Source organism: Psittacicella hinzii (assembly GCF_003585885.1).
GTDB lineage: Bacteria > Pseudomonadota > Gammaproteobacteria > Enterobacterales > Psittacicellaceae > Psittacicella.
Genome location: NZ_NRHC01000043.1, coordinates 11,399 through 35,175 on the forward strand (window position 1 = coordinate 11,399; position 23,777 = coordinate 35,175).

A 23,777-nucleotide genomic window follows, 5' to 3' on the forward strand; every position below is an offset into this window, starting at 1 on the left:
AGGTCTGTATGTTATATCTAACCTGGCGTAGTTTAACCGCCTTTACTCTTCAACCTCAAATTACCCTTGTCCAGTTAACTGGACAAGGGAGGTTAAGCCTGCAAGTAAATGCCCTAGTTGCGCAGCTAGTTGCTACGCAACCATGGCAGAGCTCGCAGTGGCATTTGCGTTGTTACTTTGCTAGTGCTGAAGTTTTTACTTACTTAACTGGTTACTACCTAACCTTGGCAGAACAAGATCAGCGTGAGCAAGCAAAACATAATCAGTTTCAACAAGGACAAGGTAACCAAGAACCACACAAACAGCAAAATAACCCAAGCCAGCAAAATCAGCAAAGCCAGCATAGTTCTCAAAGCCAGCAAAATCAGCAAAGCTCCTCAAGCCAATCTTCTCATTCTCAAGAGGGGATAAGTTTCTGTTTCTATCAACAACTACCTCTGCTAAGCTTTGCCAAGCTCGCTGAAGTAAAAGAAGATTTTAACCAAAAAGCTAATGATACCACCCAAGAATTGATTTTATGGCAAGACTTACGTTCTGCAGTGGGGTTAAGTAGCGGAGATAATAGAGGAAATGGCGGAGGTAATGGGGTAAATGGATGGGGTAAAAGTGATGCTTTCAGGATTAACCCAGATAGTCGTAATTTAGTGATCTTCTGTCAAGCAGATGAGCTTGCGCAAGCGCAAGGCTACTTAACTTCGCAGGGGTTAAATTTTGTCACCCAGCAATGGAATGGTGAAGAGATCTTTAGTTGGTGGGAAGATATATACCAGCAACAAGCTAATCTGTTGGGTTACAACTGTCAACAAAGTCGAGTGTTGCAAGTAGCCAAAGGAGTTGCAGCTCTTGAGTTACAAGAGCAACAAGAACTCCAAAAGCAAAGAATGCAACAACAAGAACAAGGACAGAACGGAGCACAAGTACTCCAAGAGCAACAAGGGCAACAAGAGTACAAAGAGCAACATCAAGCTAAGACAGCATCGTCTTCGAAAGCTGTTAAGTTTATTGTCAGTGAGTTTGACTACTTACCAAGTACAAGTAGTCCTTGGCGTATAACCAACCTTACTAACTTACGTCAGGTAGAAGTTGTACCTTGTTACAATTTAGTACCTGCAAAAGTTCTAACTCCAGCTAAACGAGATTTAGCTCTAGCTCATCTCTATTTAGGAGAGCTATTAGAACGTAGATACCAACAGCATAGTTTTAACCTATGGTTTAGACACAAGCAAAGCGAGTTCAGTGAGTACTGTGGGGAAAGTGAGCTGATTGTGTCCCAAAGTGAGCACTGTGAGCAAAGTAGAAAAGTAAAGCAAAGGGAAGAAAACGGACAAAACGGACAAAACGGGCAAAGAGATTACTCAACACTAGGTAAACAAACTGAACAAGTTGCAACTACTTGTAAAGAGTTGCGCAAGCAATTGCGTGCTAATCCGCATTTTGCAGGGGTTAAAAAAGTTCTGCGTAGTTGGTTAATTGTTTCTCCAGCACAAGCTGTAGTTACAGCCACTATCTCAAACCTCCAAGAGCTTGGACTATGGCAAGAGCTTGGAATAGCTTTACAACCCGAGAGGGTAAGTTTGTCTTGGTTTAGTCCTCAAGAACTGGAAATGCGAGCTCTTGCTCCAGAATTGTTTTTGCTTTATGCCAAGGAGCAGGCAAAAGAACAAGCAGAACTAGGGACTAACTTTAGTTTCAGTTCTCTGCTGCAGAGAGTGAGTAAGCATATACCTTTAGAGCAAGTAACGCCATACTTACCTTTACTTACGCAAGGTAAGGTACTTAGAGAGGGACAAGGCGTAAGCCTTGAACATCTCTTAGACAGCATAGTCTGTCGCTTGCTCACCGACTATGCTGATGAACTAGTACCTCTCTTACTCGCAGAACTCCATCATGGCTATACCTGCGAGTATCTGCGTAAGCTAGAAAAAAGCTTATCACCAGAAACTTTACTTGATGCTCTACTTGCTGGAGAAAAAGACGCAGTGAGCTTATGGAACAAACCTCAAGGATATTTTGAGGGGATAAGAACGCAAGCTGAACGCATTGCGATTTACAAACAAAGAGAAGGGAGAATAGCTGAGCATGAGCAAAATATAGCAGTAGAGTCTGGACAGTCAGAACAAAAAGTAGTGTATAAATGCGAACTAGAGCAAGAGCACAAACGAAAACCAGATCAAGAACACAAACGAGAACCAGATCAAGAACACAAACGAGGACTAGATCAAGCACCCAAACCAGAGGTAGAACAAGAAAACTCATTACCTCACTACTCGCCTTTTACCACTAGTGAGTTAAAGAGCTCTCTTTTTCAAAGTATTCTCTATATGGAACTAAAACAAGAAGTTGAGTTTGCCCTTCAACCTCCTGCGTGGAAACAACTACGTATTTACTTACCAAGTAAATGTTTACTTTTTCCTCTGGAGGACTGGTTAGATCAGTTGCTCAAACAAACTTACTCTTCTACTTGCGACCAAACGCGTATTAACAAAGATCAACTTGTTGATCTCTTTGGGGCTGTGTGGAACCGTTTTAAACGCCATTTAGTCGCAAAGAGCTGGGGGCTGGAGTTAGACGCAAGTTTAGCAGATGAACCATACTTTCATTTACTGGCAAAGTTCTCTTGGTTAAATCCTCATTTACGTCAGCGTCTAACGCCAGAGGCAGTTAGCCGTTCTCTAGAACTGCAAAGTAAATTCTACCACCTTGGACTAGAACTTCTAGCAATCTATGCCTCTATAAAATCTGAACTTCACTTTGCTGGTAAACAACTTGAACTCCTCTTAACCCAAAACTGCTACTTCCCTAAAGCTGAAGCAATTGACAGAGTAAACCTATTTGTTGCTTGTGCTCAAGAGCTTCTTGCTCGTGCAAGTGAAACTAGTGGGGATAATAAACTACAAAACTATAGTTGGCAACTTGTTATAGAGCAACTAGAGCAAGGAGCTCCTTATCCTAAACCAGTAACTGGCATAACCAAAGAGGGGTTAATAGTTCTTCCTAGTTACAGCGCAGACTCTGCTAAACTTGCAGAGCTTGAACCTCAACTAGAACGTTTAATCTGGCAAAGTGATTACCTTAAGCAACCTTTTTCTTATCAGCAAGCCAAAGAACTACGTCAAAGACTAGCGCACAAAGAAGTGTTTTATCTCAATTGGTGTAACCTCGCGAATAAAGCACGTTTAACTTTACCGCAATCAACCACTTGGCATTTTGCCAGAGCTTTAGGTGACAGAGTTGCACAGCTATTACCGTCTCAAAAGCGAATTAACCGTCAGGTAAAAGATCAAGTATGGCAAACACCTGAAGCTTTGGTACCTCAAGGTGAACAACTAGCGCAGTATCTTTGTAAAACTTGTGTGGTTAGTCAACAAGCAGATATAACTCCCATCTTTAACCTAGCAAAAGCCTGCTCTACTTATCCAAACTATTTAGCTAGCTTACAACAGTCCTTGCAACTTGAAATACGTGCAACAGACTTACCTAACTTAAGCACTTGGCTTAAGTTCTGTTTGGGAAGTAAGAGTTCTAAAGTAGTAAGTGATAACGCTAGTGGGAATAACAATACTAGAGAGAATAATAGAACGGGTTCGGATAATAAAACTAGTTCGGACAATAAAACGAGTTCGGACAATAAAACTAGTTCGGACAATAAAACAAGTTCGGATAAGGGAAGTAGAGGGGATAAGTTTGACGTAGAAGATGAACTTCCAAGTATGGACAAAGTAACTTTGAATCTAGTTTATTATCTAGCTAAGATCTTTAGTAAAGAGGGGTTGATAAGTTGGGTAGAAGACTATCTTGCGCAAGCCAAGCAAGCTTGGCTCGAGCAAGAGCTAGAAAAAGATCTTGCTAGTAGTCTAAAGACTATCTCCAAAGAAATAGGGGTAACCTCTGAAGTGGGATTAACTTCTCCTTCTTCTTCTCTTTCTCTTGGAAAAGGAAAAAGAAGCCAGCAGGAAGCAATACTTGCTAGTTTTTATGATGAAGATAAGGTTTTACATTTAAAGGACTTCAAGTTAGGTTTGCTAGAAGAGGTTACTGTGGATTTAGCAGACTTTAATGAGGTTAGCTGGCAAAGGTGGCAAAAGAGTGAACTCTTTGCTTACCTTTGTCGTTGTTTACCACAGTACGAGCTTGACAAGATCGAATTCTGGCGTGAAATCTATCTAGCATTTATCGAAGAGCGAGATTTGTTTGCTCTTGTCTTCACTGACGAGGTTTCTTCTAACTTACAACTCCAAGTAGGTAAAGATTTTTACGCCTTGGTTTATAACCAAGGACAAATGCAAACCTTGTCATTAAAAAACTATCGTTGGGTTCTTTATGATGCGCATAGCTTGCTACCTTTGGCATATGCCCTAGTAGATAATAAAGAACAAGAACAAATTAAACAGGAAGCAACTAAAGAAGAACTAGCCCTGTACCATTTACAAACCTACTTCTTCTGGTGGCAGAGAAACCTACAACTGCGTCAGCAGTCTTGGCAAGTAAAGCACCAAGCTTTGCATGCTCAAGGACAGCAAGCTCTGGTTGTTAACTCTAGTTATAGTTGTGATTATAGTGCTAACTTGCAGTATGGAGCTTTGCTTATCCAAGCAAACCAGCATTTGCAAGTTAGAGGAAATTATCTTTGGCAAGCATGGCAGTGGCGCCTAGGCGCCAGCCAAGCTTGTCAAAGTCCTCGAACTTTACTCACTACTTTCTTAAGTCAAAGTAAAGAGGTGACTTTGCCTGCCCAAGAAAGAGCAGAACTAAGCCAAGAGCTGGTTGCTCAAGTTCTCTGGCAAAAACCATTGGCTTCTCGTACTTTACTGCAAGGGCAGTTTTTCCGTAAGTACAAATTACTGCAAACTCACCAAGCCTACGGCTTGGTAGAGAGTGTAAACCTTTTTGAGCAACTTAGGCAAAGCTATGGCTTCTTAACCGAGGTTAAGCAGCCTTGGCTTGAACAAGCCTTAGTTGTTCTTTACAAAAGAAGAGTTGATCCAACTCTTCTAGCCAAACTCACTATATTAAAATCAGATTATTCTTTCTCTTTAACCCCCAAACATACCAAGGAGGTAAACCCACAAACATCTAACAATCTAATTCAAGGAGAGAGCTCTCAAGAGCTCCTCCCGAACACCTTAACTCTACCCCAAACTCTTTTACGTAGAGTAAAAGATTTCTTTGGTCGAAGAAAAAGTGAAGAAATACCAGTAGATCCTGTTGAACTACAAGAGCAAACAGGGGACATTACTCAAACCGCAATAGGAGTAGAAGAGAAACAAATAGATTCAGATACCAAGGTGGGGTTAAATGTTCAAGTTAAAGAGGCAGGGGCAGAAGACGAGCAAATCCTCCAAGTATTGTCAGAAGAGGACTTGTTTTATGCTAGTAACTCCATAGCTTGTTCAGCTACCTCAAGAAGAAAGTTTAATCCAGATATAGTTCTTGCTGAACTTTGGCAAGAGCTCTTAAACTCCAGACATGAGTACTTACTTCAACTTGATCAAATTCTCCTTGAGTTGAAATCTGAAGCTGAAGCTACAACTCCAGAAAGACTTGTAACTCAAGATAAGTTTGCCTCTCAAGCAAAGGTTGCAACCCAAGACAAGTTTTCCGTTCAAGCAAAGGGTACAAGCCAAGCCTCCAGTCAAGTTTGCAAACATGAACAACAACTTCAAAACTCAATCAAACACAAACTAAGTACCACCACTGCAAAATTTTCTTCTCTTTTTACACGAAAAAAGCGACATATTCCACAAAATGAACAACAAGTTCAACTTAAAACACAAGAAAGTAGTAAGATAGAAAAAGAAGAACTATTTTTTAAAGAGTTATCTAACTCTTATTTGTATAATAGCAGTGAGGTTTATGGGGATAGCTATACTCATGAGGTGAGAGGGGTTAAGAATAGTAGTAATCCTAATAGTTACACTAAAGAAACCATAAACTCTCATGAAATGGCAAACCCCTCAAGGTTTGCAAATAAAAAAGTTGTAACAGGACTTGCAGATGAAACTGTTATAGCTGAACTCACAAATGAAAATCTTCTAACTTCGCAATCTCGTTCTCCACAAAGTAAAAACTTCATCGTGGGTTTAATGAATGGAAGTTCAAGAGATAAAAGTTCAAGCGATAAAGGAGTGGGGTTAATAAACAATAGTCTGTTACTAAAACAAGTAGCTAGTCCACAAGGTTTAGTAACTTTGAATAAACATTTAGCAACTTCACTTTTACCTCAAGAGCTAACTTACACAAGAGTAAGCTCATTACCAGCAAGAGATGAGCAACTTTTGGACAAGTACCTAGCTCAAAATCCTGAACTAGAGTTAACGCAAGATTTAGTTGGTAATAAAGGAACTAAACTCCCCCTAGTTGCTTTAACCAATGACTTTATCCGTAACAATAGTTCTCCCTTGGTAACTCAAGAGAGGCTACCGCCTCTCATAGAGTTACCTCTGAAACTAAGAGAGAAGATAGTTTTTACCTATCTTTACGGACAAGCGAGTTATACTCGCCAGTTTGGTTATGCTAATAAGCATTTTATGCAACCGATTGCTGATGCTTACTTGGATCCAACTAAGGTTTACCAAGTGTTTAACCTTTGTGCGACTAACTTGTTTGCTCATGATCTGCATGTCAGTGACTATCTTCCTGACTACAGCGTTAACCTACTGTTAGCTCAAAGTCGTCTTTTCTATCTCCACTGGCGTGATCTCTTTGTGACTTTACAAAACTACCATGCTTGCTTGACTAATAAAATGCAGTTTAGCTGGGCATTTAGTCGTAAGTTTGACCTACAACAAACTTACTGTTCTGCTTACGGTATTTACCAACTAGATAAAGAGCAGGCAATGCTTTGCCAGCAGTTAATGCAAGCAAGAAAGGACTTTATTGCTCAATATTGTTCGCAAAGACTTGCGCATGAAGATATCTTAGGTGATTAATTATTTGCTTCTCGATTGTGCAAAATTGCCGAGTGAGGAAGAGTTGCAATGCAGATATGTAGACGATAATGATCTTAAGGAATAGTTCTTATGCAAAGAGTAACTTACACCGACTTTTTTCATTTAGCAAACCCATGCTTGCAAGAGCAAAGCTATCTTAATGGTAATCGTCTTTATTATCTTACCCCCGAGCAAAGTGATTACTTACGTCAGTCTCCTCTTGAGGGGTTACGTCGAACCCTAGCATGGGAGCTACCGCTTGAGCTTACTCTCTTAGAGAGTATGCTCAAGCAAGCTCATAAGCTCCTATTTACTTTACCCTACCAGCGTAAAGGAGAGTTTGCTCATGCCCAAGGAGCGCAAGAGTTTTTCCTTTACTCTAGTCAAAAAGGATTGTCCTACTATCTTGCTCATACTCCCAAGCAGTTACAAGCTCATAGTGTTAACCAAAGACTAAGCAGTGGCTTGCTCTTTATGGCTGCAAATCTCTTAATGACAGCTTGGGAGGTAAGAAGTAGGGTACAGGTTTGTATCCAAGAGCAAGAGCTTGGCTTGTTTAACTTAGATCTAGAAGCTTGGTACACTTCCCAAGTACCAGACCTACAAAGCCTTGAGATAGCTTGGTATAGCCCCAAAGTGCAGGAAGCCTCAACTTATCAAGCTTTGTTTGGTGTATATAGAGACTTTTTGTTGACAGATGAGGTGCAAAAGACATTGACGTGTTTGGTGCCGAATTGGCAACAGGAGCTGTTTGCGCTCTTTAAACAAGAGGACAAGAAAAGTTTACTTTACCAAAGCTTACGCTATGGTAAAGAACAAGCTCTTGGTTATAGCAAAACTCAAGCGCTTCTAGAACAGTATAAACAAGAGCAACAAAGTTATGGCTTTAACAGTCAAGCATTGTTAGAAGAGGTTTTGCTCGCAGGAAGTAAGCTACAAGGTAAACAACATTTAGCAAGTTATTTGCAACATTTAGTATCCTTGTGGCAAATTCATTTGCATGACAAGCATTTTAACTACAAGCAAATTATTAATATCTTGCGTTGGCAAATGCTAGCCGATCATTTAGATTTGCAATGGCAACAGCTTGAAGAGCAAGCTTTTACTGAAGGCTTTGCGCAGCTAAGTAAGGGGTTAGAAGAAGCACAAGAGCAAGTGAGACTTGCAAGTTTAGAAGCCAAACAAGGCAAGCAAGACAAACAGGCTCCTAATCTAGGTACGAATAGATCTTCTAATCTAAGTAATCTAAGTTCAGACCAAGCTTTTGAAGTCAGTGTAAATCTAGCTGATGCAGAGGCTTGTGCTCAAACTTCCGCTCAAACTGCTGAACTAGCTTCAAGCGCCTCTTATCTGTCAAGTTCAACTGCTAAACACAGTCAGGAAGCTAAGCAAAGTTTTGGTCAAGGAACAGAGCAAACTACAAGTCAGGCTACTCTGCAACCTTCAAGCCAGAGTGTCCTGCAAACTTTAAGCCAAGGTACCTTGCAAAACTCAAACCACGGTACCCTGCAAAACTCAATCTCTACCTCCAAACAAAGCGCATCAGTCAGTAAAGAAGTTAAAGAGCTGGATCAGTCCCCTAAACAAATCTTCAGTCAGACTAAGAAGCAAAATAACGCTTCAAAACGAAGCAAAAAAGAGTTTGTTTCTGCTACCCTATTGCCTCTAGAGTTTGATGAGGCTCCGGTAAACCAATATTTACCAACTTCTCCGAAAGAACCTCCTAAGCGCTCTGCTCCTACTAGGATAACTAATTACAGCTATGCTAAAACCTATACTTCAGAATCATGCTTAGATGATTAGCTAGATGTATAAGTATAGACCAAGCATATGCGTGTAGTTTAGGCATACGGGTATAAACTGAGCATATGCGCGTAAGTTAGGCATATATGTGTAAGCTAAGTATGTTAATATCACGCTAGGCATATTTCTGAAAGCTGAAGCTAGGCTTGAGTTTTTATTTTTCCCTCCTAAGGGTACATTTGGCTAGTTTAGCCAAATGTACATCATCTTAATCAACCATAAACTCGAATGTAAAAATCATGAGGAATTGCGATGAAAGCAAGAAAAAAGAAACCAACCTATGTACCATCTGATCTAGATCTCCTAATGAAAGATCCTGAAACTTATTTAAAATCTTTAAAAGGCACTTACATGGATAATGACATCCATATCCATGAAAGTTTACAAAAAGGTCCATTAACTCCAGAAGAACAAAAACTTGAAGCAGAGTTTAATGAACTGGAACAAGAGTTCTTTGTAGACACAGACTTACTCTTACCTAAAGAAGAAAGACTTGAAGTCTATCGTGCAAGATGCAGAGAAAAACTGCAAGCGCAAGCTATTGAAACTAGTGGGGTTAATGAAATTAATGAAGTTAATTCTGTTAGTACAGTTAACGAAAGTCAAAGTAGTGAGCTCCTAAACTTAAGTGCTACTGAAGTAGCTAGTGAGGTAGAAGAAGCTACCAAGCCAACTGTTGAAACTACTCAAGAAAGTAGCTGTTCTGTGAATGGTAGTAATGAGGGCAAGAGCAATGAAGACCAATAGCCATACAGACAACAGAAAAGAGCATAAAAACCTCAAGGATGACAATCACTCACTGGGAAAGTAGAACTTGCTCCTTGTCAAGATCAATCTCAAGTAAGTAAAGAAGATAGAGGGGATAGAAGTACTCCCCCAACTTTTCCCCAATATCTTCTTGAACAAAATGTTGAACCTCAAACCTCGGTAACTGATTTAAACTTTGCCTTAGAGTTAACAGAAGCTACTCCTGTACTTACTGGTAAAGAAAAGAACGTACAAGCTTGGCGTGCAAATAAAGAAGCCAAAGAGCGCTATCATCAAGAAGCTCTATTACGCCTAGAGCATCGTAAACTCCAGCAAAAACTTAACTGTTTACAAAATCTCGGGCAAGGTTTTGCTGGAGAACTTGCCAAAAGTTTTAGGCAAAGGAACCAACTTCTGCTTGAAGCTGTTGCTAAGCAAAACTTCAACCCACGTAACTTTATGGTGAAGGCTAAGTCTTTGTTCTTAGTTAATGCTTTGCAAGCTTTGCGCTTGCAAAACCAGCAAGTTCCTGTGACGCCAATCCATTGGCGTCAACAGTTAAACGCTAGTCAAGTTTGGCAAAGTTTTACCAAAGCCCACGAAGTTAACTTTAGTCAAAGTAAGTTTACTGAAGTTAAACTTGAGTTCATTCAACAACTTTATCAGCAAGAAAGCAACTTAACTTGGCAGGCTAAGCTTGAACGTTTAGTGCTTATGTGGCAGTTGTTTAGCAAACTCGTTGATCTTGAAGAGGAAAAAAGTGATGAATAGTATAAAAGAAGAACTCCTTGACCTCTTTGAAAAGCTTGAACCTTGCAAAGCTCAACAAGTGTATCAAGATGATGGAACTGAAACTGAATCAGAATTTGAAACAGAAGCTAAATATAAATTAGCAACAGAGATAGACTTAGAGTTCTCAGATAAAGAGGTTGAAGAATCAGAACAGCTAGAACAGCTAGAACAGTCAGAGGGGTTAGAACTGCAAAGTCAACAAGATAAACTTGTACATCAAGAACAACTTGTTCAGCAAGAACAAGTAGATGCTAGGAGTGATATAACAACTGGGAGTAATATGAAAGCTCGCGACGATATCACAGCTAGTCATGATCAAACCTCCAGCACTGATAAACCTACTAGCATAGCTTGTTCATCTCGTTCCACACAACTCAACCAGGAAAGCAAAAGAAGCACACGTGCAAAGAGAACCTCTACTGCTTTACAGTTTACAGCTATACGTTTAGATGAGCTCTTTAATGAGTTTGAACAAATGCCTGTAGAAGTTATGTGCAAAGCCGTAAGTCAAGATAGTTCCTCACGTCGTTTTACCAATTACAAAAACGAAATCAAAAAAGAACTTTCTAGCTTAAAAGAACAAGCACAAGCTGCACGTCGCACCCAAACAAAGTTAGCAAGACAAACTAATGCTTTCTATGATGAGGAAGAAGATGAGGGGTTAGATTTTGTTTCTTCAGCTTCTTCAGCTTCTTCAGCTTCTTCAGCTAACTCAGCTAACTCAGCTAACTCTGCATTTTCAGAGGATTCAGATTCTTCTGGTAGAACGAGTAAGTTCAGTAAGTCTAGCAAAGTTAGCTATCAAGCTAGCCAGCAATCTAACAATCAAGCTAACAATCCTCAAAAAGCTCGAGGTGCGTATACTGCAAACTCCAAGTTTACCAGTACAAATACAAGTACAAGAGCAAGCACAAGTACAGGTAAAACTGATAAGCAGTTTAAGCAAAGCGAAGATGGTGAGCGGCTTTATACGCAAGCGGTCTTTGAGCAAGAGTTGTGTTATACCTTTGAGGGTAAAGAACTAATTGATGAATTAGCAACTTACCCATTAACAGCGCAAGAGTTAATGCAAATGGAAATTCTTTCTGTTAGTTACGACTTTTTAGCCTCGAACTTAGAGCGACAACTCAATGAAGAAGTTCTTGAGAGCTTGCTCTGTCAGTTTCATTTACTTGACCACCAAAGTTTTGGACTTGAGGGTGGAGTAAATGTTTTTTGTGCAAATCCACATTTACCAGAGTTAAGAGTTTTCTCTAAACATAATCCTCTTTTGGAGATAAGTGGGGATAACTTAAATACTGACAGTAACAATTCTTGGCAAGAGCTTCCTTTGGAAAAGCTACTGATGCATCTAGAACATTATTTACATCCAGATACTTGGGCTTACTTACGTATGTCAAAGCTTGAACGTCAGTTAGTAGCTTTGCTCTATCAAGCTGATGATGAACAACAGTATGATGCCGCAAGACAGCAAATCAAGTATAGCTACTTTGTGGATTTACCAATCCTCCCCCTACTGGTAAAGATATATCAAGAACAAGAGCTTAATAGCTTGTTTGCTGATTAGTTGAACCCATGTTAACTTAACAATTTACGTATTTGTTAGTTAGATTGGTTAGATACTTTCCTAAATGCTTTAACAATTCTTTGTTTTGCTCTAACCTAATCCAAATTTATAGAGGGGTTAATAATTCTATTTTCACCTCTTAAAGGTTATGGATTTATGCTAATGAATTTAGCTTATAAATTCGAATTTCTCTCCAATTTTTACAACTCTCCTAAATTTTTATTCCAGTTTTTATAACTCTCTTCAATTTTTATTCCGGTTTTTATAATTCTCCTCAAATTTTGATTCTAATTTCTATAACTTTCTCTAAATATTTATTCCAAGTTTTATAACTCTCTCCAAATTTTATTCCAATTTTTACAATTCACGCCAATTTTTAAACTCTCACTCTCCAGGCTATCGAACAATCTGCAAATCTGGAGTTTTTATGCAATGGTTTCAAGGAAAAACTTCATGGCTAGATAGGATATTGCCAGTTAGCTGGCAAGAACATCTTAGCCAAAAGTACGCCAAGGAAGATGTTTCTATTCATTGGCGTCCTAACTTTGAACAAACAATGGTAAATCTTTGCTTGGCAATGGCTGGTGGTTACCTGCTTTTGACCTTTCTTTTTATTGAAGTGGGAATTTTTGTACTAGCTCTACTAGGAATGGCATTAGTTTACTACCCTCAAGCAAGATATAACCGTTTGTGGCTGGAAAAGCGTTACAAGCGTTCTTTACTAACTACAACTACCCAAGAACTTGAAAGCCAACTCCCTGACAATAAGTGGTGGTTAGGCAAAGGCTTTTACTGGCAAGCCAGTCATAGCTTTAAACAACAAGCTATCCAGCAAAAGTATAAAGTTAGTCAACATCCTGACTATAGTTATGACAAGATGGGTGCTAGTTGGTTACATACTTTAGAGTTCAACGAAGATAATCTTTACCTTGATTGTGAACACACCAATGGGCATATGTTGCTACTTGGTACCACGGGGGCGGGTAAAACCCGTGCTTTTGATTTACTTATCCAACAAGCTATCTTACGCCAAGAAAGCGTGATTATTGTTGATCCTAAAGGAGATCATAGTTTACGTAACAAAGCTTTGGCAACTGCAGACAAGATGAACATGGCTTCACGTTTTCTTGCCTTTAGTCCCGCATTTGCTCAACAAAGTGTATCTCTTGATCTTTTGAGTAACTATTCCAAAACTTCAGACTTAGCGCAACGTATTGTTGCGCTAATGCCTAACTCTGCAGTCTCTGCTCCTTTTAAAGCAGTATCCTACCAAGCAGTGTTAACCATTATTGAAGCTTTGACCTTGTTACAACAAAAGATCACTTTAGGAAAAATTTACCTTAACTTGACCTTGGGAATGAAGAACTTACTCCAAGAAGTTATGCTCTATGCCTGTCATACCTACAACCTCCCAGAAATGGCAGAGCAACTTTCCCAAGAAAACATCGATACTCGTACCTTTAAAGGTATCTTACGTACATATGTAAAAGTGCATCATCCACAGATCAAGCAACAAGCTATTTTAAATTTAATTGAGTTGTATAACCATGATCCTGCACATTTGAATAAGATGATCGCTTCTCTTTTACCAGGGTTACAAGTATTAGCCTCAAGCCCGATGAATGAACTCATTAGTCCCGAGCTTGAAGCCTGTCATGACAGAGTAGTTTTTAATCTTCAAAGTTTAACTACTAATAACTACATTTTGTATGTGGGGTTAGATAGTCTGTCCGATGCTACCTTATCAGGTAACATCGGGAGTTTACTCTTTGCTGATCTTGCAGGTCTAGCTGGTAGTATTTATAACTACCAAGACCTTAAACGTCCAATTAACATCTTTGTCGATGAGGCTGGTGAAGTTGTTAATGACGCCTTTATTCAAATCTTGAATAAAGGACGTGGAGCGGGGTTAAGATGTTTTGTTGCTTGTCAAACTATTGCTGATTTTAATGTAAGGACAGGTGATCAAGATAAAACTAGACAGATGTTAGGGAACTTTAACAACTGGCTAGCTTTACGTACAACTGATTATCAAACCCAAAAATACTTAGCCGAGTCTTTACGTCAAACACGTGTCTCTGTTAAACAAAACAGTTATCTTCAACATGATGCTTTTACCAATAACTCTTACAGCGAAGCGGTAAAGCATGAAAGCACGCAACTAATTACCCCTGATATCCTTGCCGAATTACCAAATTTTGAATACATCGCAAGGGTTGCAGGTGGACAAGTAATTAAGGGGCGTTTAGCGGTGTTGCAAGATCAGGCTGACGCCTGATGTTTGATTGGTTGGGGTAATGTTTAATTTATGGCTTAAGTTAAAGTGGGGATAAAATTGTATTCAAAATTAAAGTTATGATTATCTAGGAGAGGCGAGCAATGAATTACTTTTACCGTTTTGCTTTGGTAATGGTTTTGAGTTTGATCTTAATGGTCTTTGTGTTTACTTTCTTTGCGTTGGATCGTAATCTCTTGTTAAGAGCTTTGCTCCATGCCTACGGTTTTACCGTAGGTGCGGAGCAAGTAGTAGGTTTTATCCAACAAAACCAATTAGCTTTACCAGCTAATTGGTATGCTTGGTTACACTACCAAGAACAAGAAAGGATTGCTGAATTTATGGTAAGTTTAGATGTTTACCAACTGTTACTCTGGCAGAGATTAAAAAACTTCTCTCTGGTAATTTATCTAAGCATTCCTTTTCTGTTTACCTTGTTCTATGCGTTAAAAACTCGTCGCCAGATCCAACAAGAGCATGTCGTGTATGTTTCACCGTTAAAGAAAACAGTATTTGTGTACCTAACAGCTATAGTTACTTGGGCTTGGTTATTAGTTTATGTTTTACCCATGCCGGTAGAGTCATACTATTTGACCATAGTCTATGCGTTGGTTTGTTTAGTTGCTTACAAGTTAAGACTAATAGTTCAAGTTTCACATCAAGAAAGTATAGTTACGGTTAACTAGGTTGAGCGTAAACAGTTAGCGTAGGTACACGACAGCTCAATATTTAGTTACTGACAAATTACAGGTAACTAAAATTAGTAGAGGAATATCTGTAAGAATAAAAATGGACTAGAGAGGACTTTTAAAGTCCTCTTTAGTCATAAGTGAATGTGTAAGTTAATGCATCAGTTAATGCATCAGTTAATGCATCAGTTAATGCATCAGTTAATGCATCAGTTATTGATACTTATAGGATAGATTAGGCTAAACAGGCTGTACTCTAATTTTTATAAAAATCTCTTGGCTACTTAACTAAATCTGTTTAATTTAACCCTTACTTTTTTCACAACAATCGTGGGCTTTCGTTTATGATAGTATGCAGAAGATTATTGAAATAATTAACGATGAATATCTTAATTTTACAAGAAGATTGTACTTACAACAAAGAGGAGTTTGCTGTTGCCCTATCCGCAGCTTCACAAGATTCACAGAAATTAGAAAAAGAGCAGATTCTTACTTTACTCGATAAGTACCTTGATTTAAAAATTATTGCTCTAACCAATAAAACCTCAGGCTTCTTAAGTGATATTAATAACTCTGAAGAAGAGAGTAATGAAGTTTACTCAAGTAAAACGTTTAAACTAAAATTTGTTGGCATTTTAATGTTTGGTAAGGTAATAGTTCAGGTTATCCTTACCTATATATTTATCACAGCGTTGTTTAGCCCAGCGAATAGCGCGGCAAAATGTGGTAAATCAGAATAGTAACTTGATTGTTCTCCCTGAAGATCTTGCACTACAAGGTAAGCAAGAACTAGACAATAAGTTCAAAGAAGTAATGGCTGTACTGCGCAAAGTACAAAGTAATATAAAGCTCGAACTATCACAAGTTGAACAGTCAGATGGAATATTTAACCCTCTCAATATCTTGGTACAACTTTTAAGTTTGTACCATGAATATGGAGGTTACTATGTTGAAGAACAAATGCTTACTATCAATGGAGAGGGGGAAGTAGATTGGGACTATACCTTTGCGCATTTAGAGCCAATATTTATTCAAAATAAACCTATCTACCTAGATACTTACAATCGTCAAGTGATCGTTCCTGAAGATAACTACTTTACGAGACTACACGCTTTTATTCTAACAATCTTATCTCAAGAATATAGTCTTGCTCTGGAATATTTAGATCTAAGTCCTGTTGATTTGGTTGACCATACTAAAATACTGACTGAAGAGTTTGGAGAACAGGAATACATTAGACATAGACTACGCCAAGAAATTAGTCAACAGTTTGTTAGTCACAAACTGGAAGTTCTCAAACTCTTGTTAATGTACATTGAAAATATCTCACAAGATAATGAAAATTTAGATGTTTGTGCATATGGTACCAACAGTTATCATCATGTTTGGGAAGAGGTTTGTCGCCAAGTAATAGGTTGTCACCGTAATACTTCACTCAAAGATATTCCGTATATCAGAAAACAACTAGAACAAGAAGCTAAACAAAGCTCTCCACAGCAAGCTCAGCAAAGAGTAACATCAGAACTGCAGCAAAGTATCCTACAGGAAAAACAACAAGCACTATCTTCAACTACCAGCTACATATTAAACTCTACTCTCAAAAAAGAGCATAACCTCAAGAAACAACTTAAGGAATTAATTCCTAAACCAACTTGGCATTTTGCTTTATTTGGCAAGGATAATGCTGAAAGTGAAAAAGCAACTTTTATTCCAGATATTATTCATATTCGTGCAAATGCAAAGAAAGATGTTCCTTTTGTTCAAGTAGGTAAATATGGCTCCTTACAAGAACACAAGTTGGATTTACCTGCCGGTTGTATTGAGATTTATGATGCTAAATATTACAACTCTCTCGAGATCATAAGTGAAAGTAAGCCTTTATCTCTTAATGACATTACCAAGCAGTATCTGTATGCCCATGCCTTACATGGTATCTTTGAACAAGAGGCAGTAAAAGTTAATCACTTTTTAATGCCTGTAGATATAGATAGTTTGAAGGACTTAATTACAAAGTATGCTAAGCAGAGTAATGGTAAAAGTAGCAAGCGAGATAATGAAGAAAGCTATTTAGATAAGCTAGATAAGCTTTGCTTTGGTTTTCATGCAGGGCATATGCTAGAAGAACATGCAATCAAAGCTTACTATCTTGCGAAAGTGAACTTTGCTTTGCCTGTGTTATATAGTGAGGTTAATGCCTTTGCTGATGAAAATGCTGAAAGAGACAAAAGTGGGGATAGATTTGCAACTGATGCAACTGCAAGATCTAGTAAAGCAAAGAATGAGCTTTATTGCTATGGTTTAGAAGCGAGTGAGTTGTATAAGCTGTATCTACTAGGATAATTTTTTAACTAGGTTAGCCAAGGTTTCTTAGGAGGAGCAAGATGTTCTTTAATAACATTACGTTCTCCTTAGAAAATTAGTTTAGTCTTATTATTAGCTATCCTTGATTAGTGTAAGATTTCGAGTCTAAGCTTATTAGGTTGATCTTGTCTAGATTTATTTTGCTTATACAAACTACTACCATTGCGGCTACCAAATTTTAAAGCTTAAAGTTTAAAGCACTATTAAAGTGCTAAGTCATATAAAAAAAAGAACGAGAACATAAGAATGGATAATATTAATGAGTTTGACCAATTGCCTACGCAATTGCAAGTAGGTGACTATGGTTTAGTAAAATCCGAAGTACCAGAACAAAGTTTTGTTTTTAGTAAAGTAAAACTTAATTTTGATGGAGAGAATTTTGTTTTTGACTTAACTGAGCAAAAAGATCTTCATGCTAATCTACAAGAATATGCTTTAGAGAAGAATGTAAAGTTTTTCTTGCTCTTTGATCTCGAAGAAAGTGCTCAAGTGAATGCAGATAAGTATACAGGAGCAATGCTTTATCTGCACAATACTATTCCATGGGAGCATGTAGTTGTTTCCCGCTCACAGTTGACTGAAGAGGCAGAAGGAGTACAAGTTAGCTTTTCTTATGAGTATGTAAATTTAAATTTAGATTTAGATAACTTCAATAAGGGGGAAACAGTAAATTATGGTTCAGGTAATAGAGATTATTTTTTAATCTCTTACATTGCTAAGCAAGTTTTAACTCAAGAGCTTTTCGAATTTACTCCTCCTAGTGGCGACTATTTGCGACACAAAAAGATGATATTAAGATGTCGTGAGGCTTTTACACAGTATTTAGATAAGCTAATTGAAAACAATAAAAGTAAAGACAAGGTCAGTTACCAAGAATATGGTAATGGGTTAATTATCAAGATTAATGAAGAAGAAAAATACTTGATCTATACTAGTAATTTAGCAATAACTAAAGAAAGTACTTCATCTACAAATTCTTATCCATACCTGTTAATGCACGAAAGAAGTGCAGCATACTTATATTGGAAAAAGTCAGGTAATCCTTTACCAGTGTACATAGTTTGCCTAGAAATTAGAAAAGATAAGGAGTTAGATCAAGAACAAGAAATACGTCGTCAAATTTACTTTGTTACTTACAAATATATCAATGCCAATGGAGAAGCAGAAGCAGGAAGGAACCGGCACAAGATCCCGGAGAATTTTAATGAATTGACGGATTATACATTAAGTAATGAACCTTACTTTTATGGTCCTGCTGGAAATGGCAATGAATATTTTGTACGCTACTATGTAAACAAAGAACATCTTTTTAGCTTTTTAGAAGCTACTAATGTTGATAATCTACAGGATCTACCTAATACGAAAAAGAAATACGCGAGTATGTTCAAAGATAGTCTTGCTATTTTGTCAGAAACAAGTGATACGGAAGGATTTGAAGACGTTGAGTACGTGGAAGATAGCGAAGATATTTTTGCTAAACCAGTACAAAATGATGAGGATCTTAGATTTAAACCCCATCAAAGAATTTTCTTTGGTGCTCCAGGAACCGGTAAAAGTTATAGTTTAAATAAAGAAGCTAAGGATTGCTTTACTAGAATTTATTCTGAGGGTAATGATTATGATGAAAGCTTAAATCAATGCATCGCCAGAATAACTTTCCACCCTAATTACAGTTATGCTCATTTTGTTGGTAGTTATAAACCGGTAACAGATAAAGACGGCAATATTAAATATGAGTTTGTTCCTGGAGTCTTTCTGAAGCATTTAGTTGAAGCAATCAACAATGAGGATAAGAACTATCTACTAATCATTGAAGAAATTAATCGTGCTCAAGTAAGTGCTGTATTTGGTGATATTTTTCAACTGCTAGATCGTAATGAAGCAGGAGATAGCGTTTACCGATTAGCTATTCCAGAGGATATGGCGGGCTATCTGCAAAAGCATATTAGTGATTTTGATCCGCTTGAAAATCAGCTGTACTTACCGAAAAACTTTTACATCTGGGCAACTATGAACAGCGCTGACCAAGGAGTATTCCCTATGGATACTGCTTTTAAGCGTCGTTGGAACTTTGAGTACGTAGATCTAGATAACGGCAGAAACAGTAAGAATAAGGGTTTCAACTTTGAAGTATCTTTAGTTCATAACAATACTAAAATTTCTGTTACCTTAACTTGGAATGAGTTTAGAGAAGCAATAAATGAAGATTTATCTAAATTATCTGTACCAGAAGATAAACTTCTAGGTTACTTCTTCGTAAATGAGAAAGGCTTAGAAAGATTACCTGCTGAAAAAAGACTTCAAGAGGGGCAGAAATTAATTCTTGATAAGGTAATTACCTATCTTTATGATGACGTTGCTAAGGCTTTACGTAGCAAAGTATTTAATACAACAGAGTGCCCACGTTATGGTTCATTACGTAAAACCTTTAATGAAAACTTTTCCAAAGTATTTAACTTTACAAATATGACTAAGTTAAAATATCTACTTGATAGTAAGTTAGAAGAAATACAGGCTAAAATCGAAGAAGCTAAAGCTGAAGAAGCTAAAGCTGAAGAAGCTAAAGCTGAAGAAGTTAAAACTGAAGAAGTTATTAGCTAGTTTGGCCATAGCATCATTTAACAACAACCATCTGTTGCTGTTGTAAGATAAGAAAAGCAAAACCTTATCTTCCGTAAAGAGTAGAGTTTTGCTTTTTTTTCTAATGGTATGCTAAAATCAAATAGTACTAAATAAAAAATCACATTTATTTGCCTTAAGTTAAAGCTAAGTTCGCGATTGATTTATTCAGAACAACCTAGATAAAAAGAAGCATATAGCTGGCTGAATAAAGTAAAACGAAGTCAAAGTTACTGCTCCCTAACTTTAAGCTTGGACTTAAAGTAAGGTAACTGTTTTGACAAACTATAATCGATTACTTCTTTGTATAATTGTTGTATAACTGCTAACATAACTGAATAAGTTTCAGCTACTTTTAAGTTTTAGTAACTTTTTAGTAAACAGATTAGGTTAGTTATAGCTTTTGAGATATAGCAAACTAAGTTAACAAAGCAACCTTAGGCAAATAATCCCAACCAGGATAAGGAATCCTATGACACAAAAAGAAACCAAACTACACACTATTGATTTCTCTCAATTTACTCCAGAAAATCTAAGACCTTTATTTGAAGCTCACAAAGCTCGCGTAAAAGAAGATTTAGCTAAAGCTATTGCTTTAGAAAATCCAACTGTAGAAGACTTTTACGGAGAAGAAAGTTTTGATCAAACTTTAACTGAAGAGTTGCATTGGGATGCAATTGATCATATTTCTTCAACTCTTTCAACACCGGAATATATTGATGCGTACAATGAGTTAAATGAAGATCGTGCTCGTTTATCTTTAGAAGTATCACGCAACAAAGATTTATACAAACAATACGTAAAACTAGTTAACTCACCGGATTATGATTCTTACCCAGAAGAAGTAAAACGTGATTTAGAGTTAACTATGTTAGGTTACCGCTTAAACGGTATCGAACTTGAAGGTGAAGCTGCTAAACAGTTCGAAGAGAATGCGGTAAAACTAAATGAAATTGGAACAAAAATTTCGAACAACCACTTATTAGCGCGCCAAGCTTGGCAAAAATTAATTACTGATAAAGCTGAATTAGATGGTTTATCAGAAAATGGTTTAGAGTTATTAGCTTCATTAGCGCAAGCTGAAGGTAAAGAGGGTTACTTACTAACCTTATCTCCACCAGTAATTTCACAAGTAATGGCTTATGCTAATAACCGTGAATTACGTAAAGAGTTTTTCCTAGCTTATGCTTACTTAGCTTCTCCAGATGATACTACTGGTGGTAAGTACGATAACACTGAACTTGTTCAGCAAGTGTATGAGTTAAAAACTGCACAAGCAAAACTATTAGGTTTTAATAACCACGCAGAGCGTAGTTTAGCAACTAAGATGGCTGAAACTCCGGAAGAAGTTATTACTTTCTTAAAAGAGCTTCGCCAACAAGCTGTACCAAAAGGTAAAGAGCAATTAGAATCTTTAACAGCATTTGCTAAAGAAACTGATGGTATTGAAGTACTTGAGCCTTGGGACTTTACTTACTACAATACTAAGTACATTAAAGCAAAATATGACTTAGATCCAGAAGAGTTACGTCAGTACTTCCCAGAAGACCAAGTACAAAAAGGTTTATTTGAAATCTTAAGTCGCCTCTACGGTATTAGCTTTGAAGTTGATAATAGCGTAGAAACTTACCACCAAGACGTAAAATTTATTCGTGTATATGAAGGTGGTGAGCTAATTGCCGGTCTATACTTAGACGTATATGCACGTCCAACTAAACGTGCTGGTGCATGGATGAATCAAGCATTTGGTCGTTTTGAAACCGCAACTCGTTTAAAACTACCAGTAGCTTATGTATGTGGTAACTTTACCCCACCATTAAATGGTAAGGCTGCTTTACTAAGCGTAGGTGAAGTAGAGACTTTATTCCACGAAATGGGACATGCGTTACACTTAATCTTAACTAAAACTAAACTACAATCTTTATGTGGTACTAATGTTGAGTGGGATGCTGTAGAGCTACCTTCACAAATCCATGAAAACTGGGTTTATGAACCAGAAGCATTAGCTTTAATTTCACGTCACGTAACTACAGGTGAAACTTTACCAAAAGAAAAAATTGATCGTCTACTTGAGTTAAATAAATTTAACTCTGGTGGTATTTTCCTATCTAACCAAGTTGAATATGGTTTATTCGACATGGAATTATTTAGTAAAGATGATGATCGTAAAGTTCACCAAGTACATAAAGATGTACGTACACAAACTACAGATCTAATCTTTGGTGAACGTAAAACTTGGTTCCCAAATACTTTTGAACATATCTTTACAGGTGGTTACTCTGCAGGTTACTATAGCTACTTATGGGCTGATGTATTAGCAGCTGATGCTTATGCAGCTTATAAAGAAGTGGGTGATATTTTCTCTGCAAAAGTAGCGCAAAGCTTTAAAGATAATATCTTAGCAACAGGTGGTACACGTCCAACAATGCAGAACTACGAGAAGTTCCGTGGTCGTAAACCTACTCCAGATGCTTTATTAGTAAAATATGGTATTGCTTCTGATAAGTAATTGCTAGAGAAGGTACAGACATCAATCAAACTTATCCTACTAAAGTGGGGTTAAGTTTGTTCAACAATAGTTGAATTAAAAGCTAGAGAGTTGGGTAACAGTTCTCTAGCTTTTTTTTATTTATTGCAGGATTCTGGTTACTGCTATGGTATTGCAGTTTGTAGCAGTTTGTAGCAGTTTGTAGCTGTTTGCGATGGTTGTTTGAGGCAACTCAAGGGTTGGACAAACAAATGAATGCTAAATGGAAATTATCTCTAAGTACTTTAAAAACAAGGAGGACAAATTATTGCAAGACCAATTGAAGTTTTCAATTTTTTACTTGAGTGAGGAGTCATTTATTTATTTTTGGTTTAAATATTCGCGGGGTTAGACTGGTATAAGCTACCTTTTTTGTTCTGGAAAACTAAATATCTCTCTAGTTTATTGAACTAGAAACGAATATTTTTCTCGAAAATTTACAGTTTTTTGTGAAAGAAAGTAGTAAAATATATCATATAAGGGAAGTAAGAATTCTTAAACTAAATCATACCGTTATCTGATTAAAAGAGTTGTAGTGAAAAATCTCTTTCTATACTCTTTGATCTGTGATAGCTTGACCTCTTTCCTTAATCGTAAATTGTCTTTTTTATGGTGTAGATGACCTATCTAATGGTGTAGATGTGATCTATCTAATGGAATAGATGATCAATCTAGAGCATACTCTTAGCTTCATAGTTCTATCTATACAGTCTATACCTAGTTAAAGAAGACATAATAAATTGTTGCATTATCAATCAATAAAAAATTAAACGACAATAAGACTTAAGCAAACTGATTAGACTTTACAAAATAAATTTTCATCACCATTATTGGGGGCTATAGACTGATTAATATGAAGATAAAATTATTGACCACTATGATGTTAGGGACACTTCTTGCAGCTTGTGGCTCTTCTTCAAATCTTGGCAAATTTCCTACTCCTCCAGGAGAGGTAAGCAAAATAGTTGGCGCTTTGCCTAACAGTAACTCACGTACTCTAACCGACCAACCTTTAGTGAGTATTATGAGTCATACCTCTGGAGTAATTACTGTTTGGGCAACAGCACCAAATAACTGGTTATGGGGTTATTCTCCATTTGACTCGCAGAGTTTTGGTGACTTACGTAACTGGTACTTTATTAAGAACAGCAATGGTTCTGTGTCTTTTCGTAACCTTGCTACTGGAACCTGTATGGCTGCTTATGGCAACCGTGGAATTGTTCATGTGCAATGTAATCCACAAAGTTTAGAGCAACAGTTTGACCTGTTACCTCTGTCTAACCGTGCAGTAGCTATTAAGAGTGCTTCGAACTCACAGTGTTTACGTACGGATCTCTTCCGTAAAACTGTGTACATGTCTTTAACTTTTGCTCCTTGTATTGTCCAAGGGCAAATGACTCAAGAGCAACAATGGTTTATTACACCACCAATTCAAAGAGCATTTCCTATTCCTTTAGCGAGTTAAGAT

Annotated in this window: 12 protein-coding genes; all 12 read left to right on the forward strand. The window is 37.4% G+C overall.

Translation table 11 applies throughout. The features are described from left to right. The first annotated feature begins 8 nt into the window (after positions 1-8). Complete coding sequence (locus CKF54_RS03960; RefSeq protein WP_119524996.1) at positions 9-6,929, forward strand: hypothetical protein; 6,921 nt, start codon at positions 9-11, stop codon at positions 6,927-6,929. Between the two features lie 90 nt (positions 6,930-7,019). Next, positions 7,020-8,732, forward strand: coding sequence for a hypothetical protein (locus tag CKF54_RS03965; protein WP_119524998.1), 1,713 nt, complete (start codon positions 7,020-7,022; stop codon positions 8,730-8,732). A 252-nt stretch (positions 8,733-8,984) separates the two neighbouring features. Beyond that, complete coding sequence (locus CKF54_RS03970) at positions 8,985-9,479, forward strand: hypothetical protein (protein ID WP_119525000.1); 495 nt, start codon at positions 8,985-8,987, stop codon at positions 9,477-9,479. 459 nt (positions 9,480-9,938) lie between these two features. Next, on the forward strand, positions 9,939-10,250 hold the full coding sequence (locus CKF54_RS03975) for a hypothetical protein (RefSeq protein ID WP_119525002.1): 312 nt from the start codon (positions 9,939-9,941) through the stop codon (positions 10,248-10,250). Further along, complete coding sequence (locus CKF54_RS08140) at positions 10,243-11,838, forward strand: hypothetical protein (RefSeq protein WP_222987504.1); 1,596 nt, start codon at positions 10,243-10,245, stop codon at positions 11,836-11,838. The genes CKF54_RS03975 and CKF54_RS08140 overlap by 8 nt, the downstream gene beginning before the upstream one ends. Before the next feature lie 427 nt (positions 11,839-12,265). Continuing rightward, positions 12,266-14,116: a conjugative transfer system coupling protein TraD gene (traD, locus tag CKF54_RS03985; RefSeq protein WP_119525004.1), complete on the forward strand. Its 1,851-nt coding sequence runs from the start codon at positions 12,266-12,268 to the stop codon at positions 14,114-14,116. A 101-nt stretch (positions 14,117-14,217) separates the two neighbouring features. After that, the gene (locus CKF54_RS03990; protein WP_119525006.1) at positions 14,218-14,799 is read left to right on the forward strand and encodes a hypothetical protein; all 582 of its coding nucleotides are present in this window, start codon (positions 14,218-14,220) and stop codon (positions 14,797-14,799) included. Between the two features lie 383 nt (positions 14,800-15,182). Beyond that, a complete protein-coding gene (locus CKF54_RS03995; RefSeq protein WP_119525008.1) occupies positions 15,183-15,542 on the forward strand; it encodes a hypothetical protein in 360 nt (119 codons plus the stop codon). Further along, positions 15,526-17,142: an LlaJI family restriction endonuclease gene (locus tag CKF54_RS04000; RefSeq protein ID WP_119525010.1), complete on the forward strand. Its 1,617-nt coding sequence runs from the start codon at positions 15,526-15,528 to the stop codon at positions 17,140-17,142. The genes CKF54_RS03995 and CKF54_RS04000 overlap by 17 nt, the downstream gene beginning before the upstream one ends. 267 nt (positions 17,143-17,409) lie before the next feature. Further along, entirely contained in the window at positions 17,410-19,764 is a 2,355-nt protein-coding gene (locus CKF54_RS04005; protein WP_119525012.1) for an McrB family protein, read from the forward strand. Positions 19,765-20,254: 490 nt separating this feature from the next. After that, entirely contained in the window at positions 20,255-22,291 is a 2,037-nt protein-coding gene (locus CKF54_RS04010; RefSeq protein ID WP_119525014.1) for a M3 family metallopeptidase, read from the forward strand. A gap of 871 nt (positions 22,292-23,162) precedes the next feature. Beyond that, complete coding sequence (locus CKF54_RS04015) at positions 23,163-23,774, forward strand: hypothetical protein (RefSeq protein ID WP_119525016.1); 612 nt, start codon at positions 23,163-23,165, stop codon at positions 23,772-23,774. Positions 23,775-23,777 lie beyond the last annotated feature (3 nt).

Coding starts and splice junctions, on each gene's coding strand:
- CKF54_RS03960 (WP_119524996.1), top strand. CDS start 9: ATGTTATATCTAACCTGGCGTAGTTTAACCGCCTTTACTCTTCAACCT.
- CKF54_RS03965 (WP_119524998.1), top strand. CDS start 7,020: ATGCAAAGAGTAACTTACACCGACTTTTTTCATTTAGCAAACCCATGC.
- CKF54_RS03970 (WP_119525000.1), top strand. CDS start 8,985: ATGAAAGCAAGAAAAAAGAAACCAACCTATGTACCATCTGATCTAGAT.
- CKF54_RS03975 (WP_119525002.1), top strand. CDS start 9,939: ATGGTGAAGGCTAAGTCTTTGTTCTTAGTTAATGCTTTGCAAGCTTTG.
- CKF54_RS08140 (WP_222987504.1), top strand. CDS start 10,243: ATGAATAGTATAAAAGAAGAACTCCTTGACCTCTTTGAAAAGCTTGAA.
- traD (WP_119525004.1), top strand. CDS start 12,266: ATGCAATGGTTTCAAGGAAAAACTTCATGGCTAGATAGGATATTGCCA.
- CKF54_RS03990 (WP_119525006.1), top strand. CDS start 14,218: ATGAATTACTTTTACCGTTTTGCTTTGGTAATGGTTTTGAGTTTGATC.
- CKF54_RS03995 (WP_119525008.1), top strand. CDS start 15,183: ATGAATATCTTAATTTTACAAGAAGATTGTACTTACAACAAAGAGGAG.
- CKF54_RS04005 (WP_119525012.1), top strand. CDS start 17,410: ATGGATAATATTAATGAGTTTGACCAATTGCCTACGCAATTGCAAGTA.
- CKF54_RS04010 (WP_119525014.1), top strand. CDS start 20,255: ATGACACAAAAAGAAACCAAACTACACACTATTGATTTCTCTCAATTT.
- CKF54_RS04015 (WP_119525016.1), top strand. CDS start 23,163: ATGAAGATAAAATTATTGACCACTATGATGTTAGGGACACTTCTTGCA.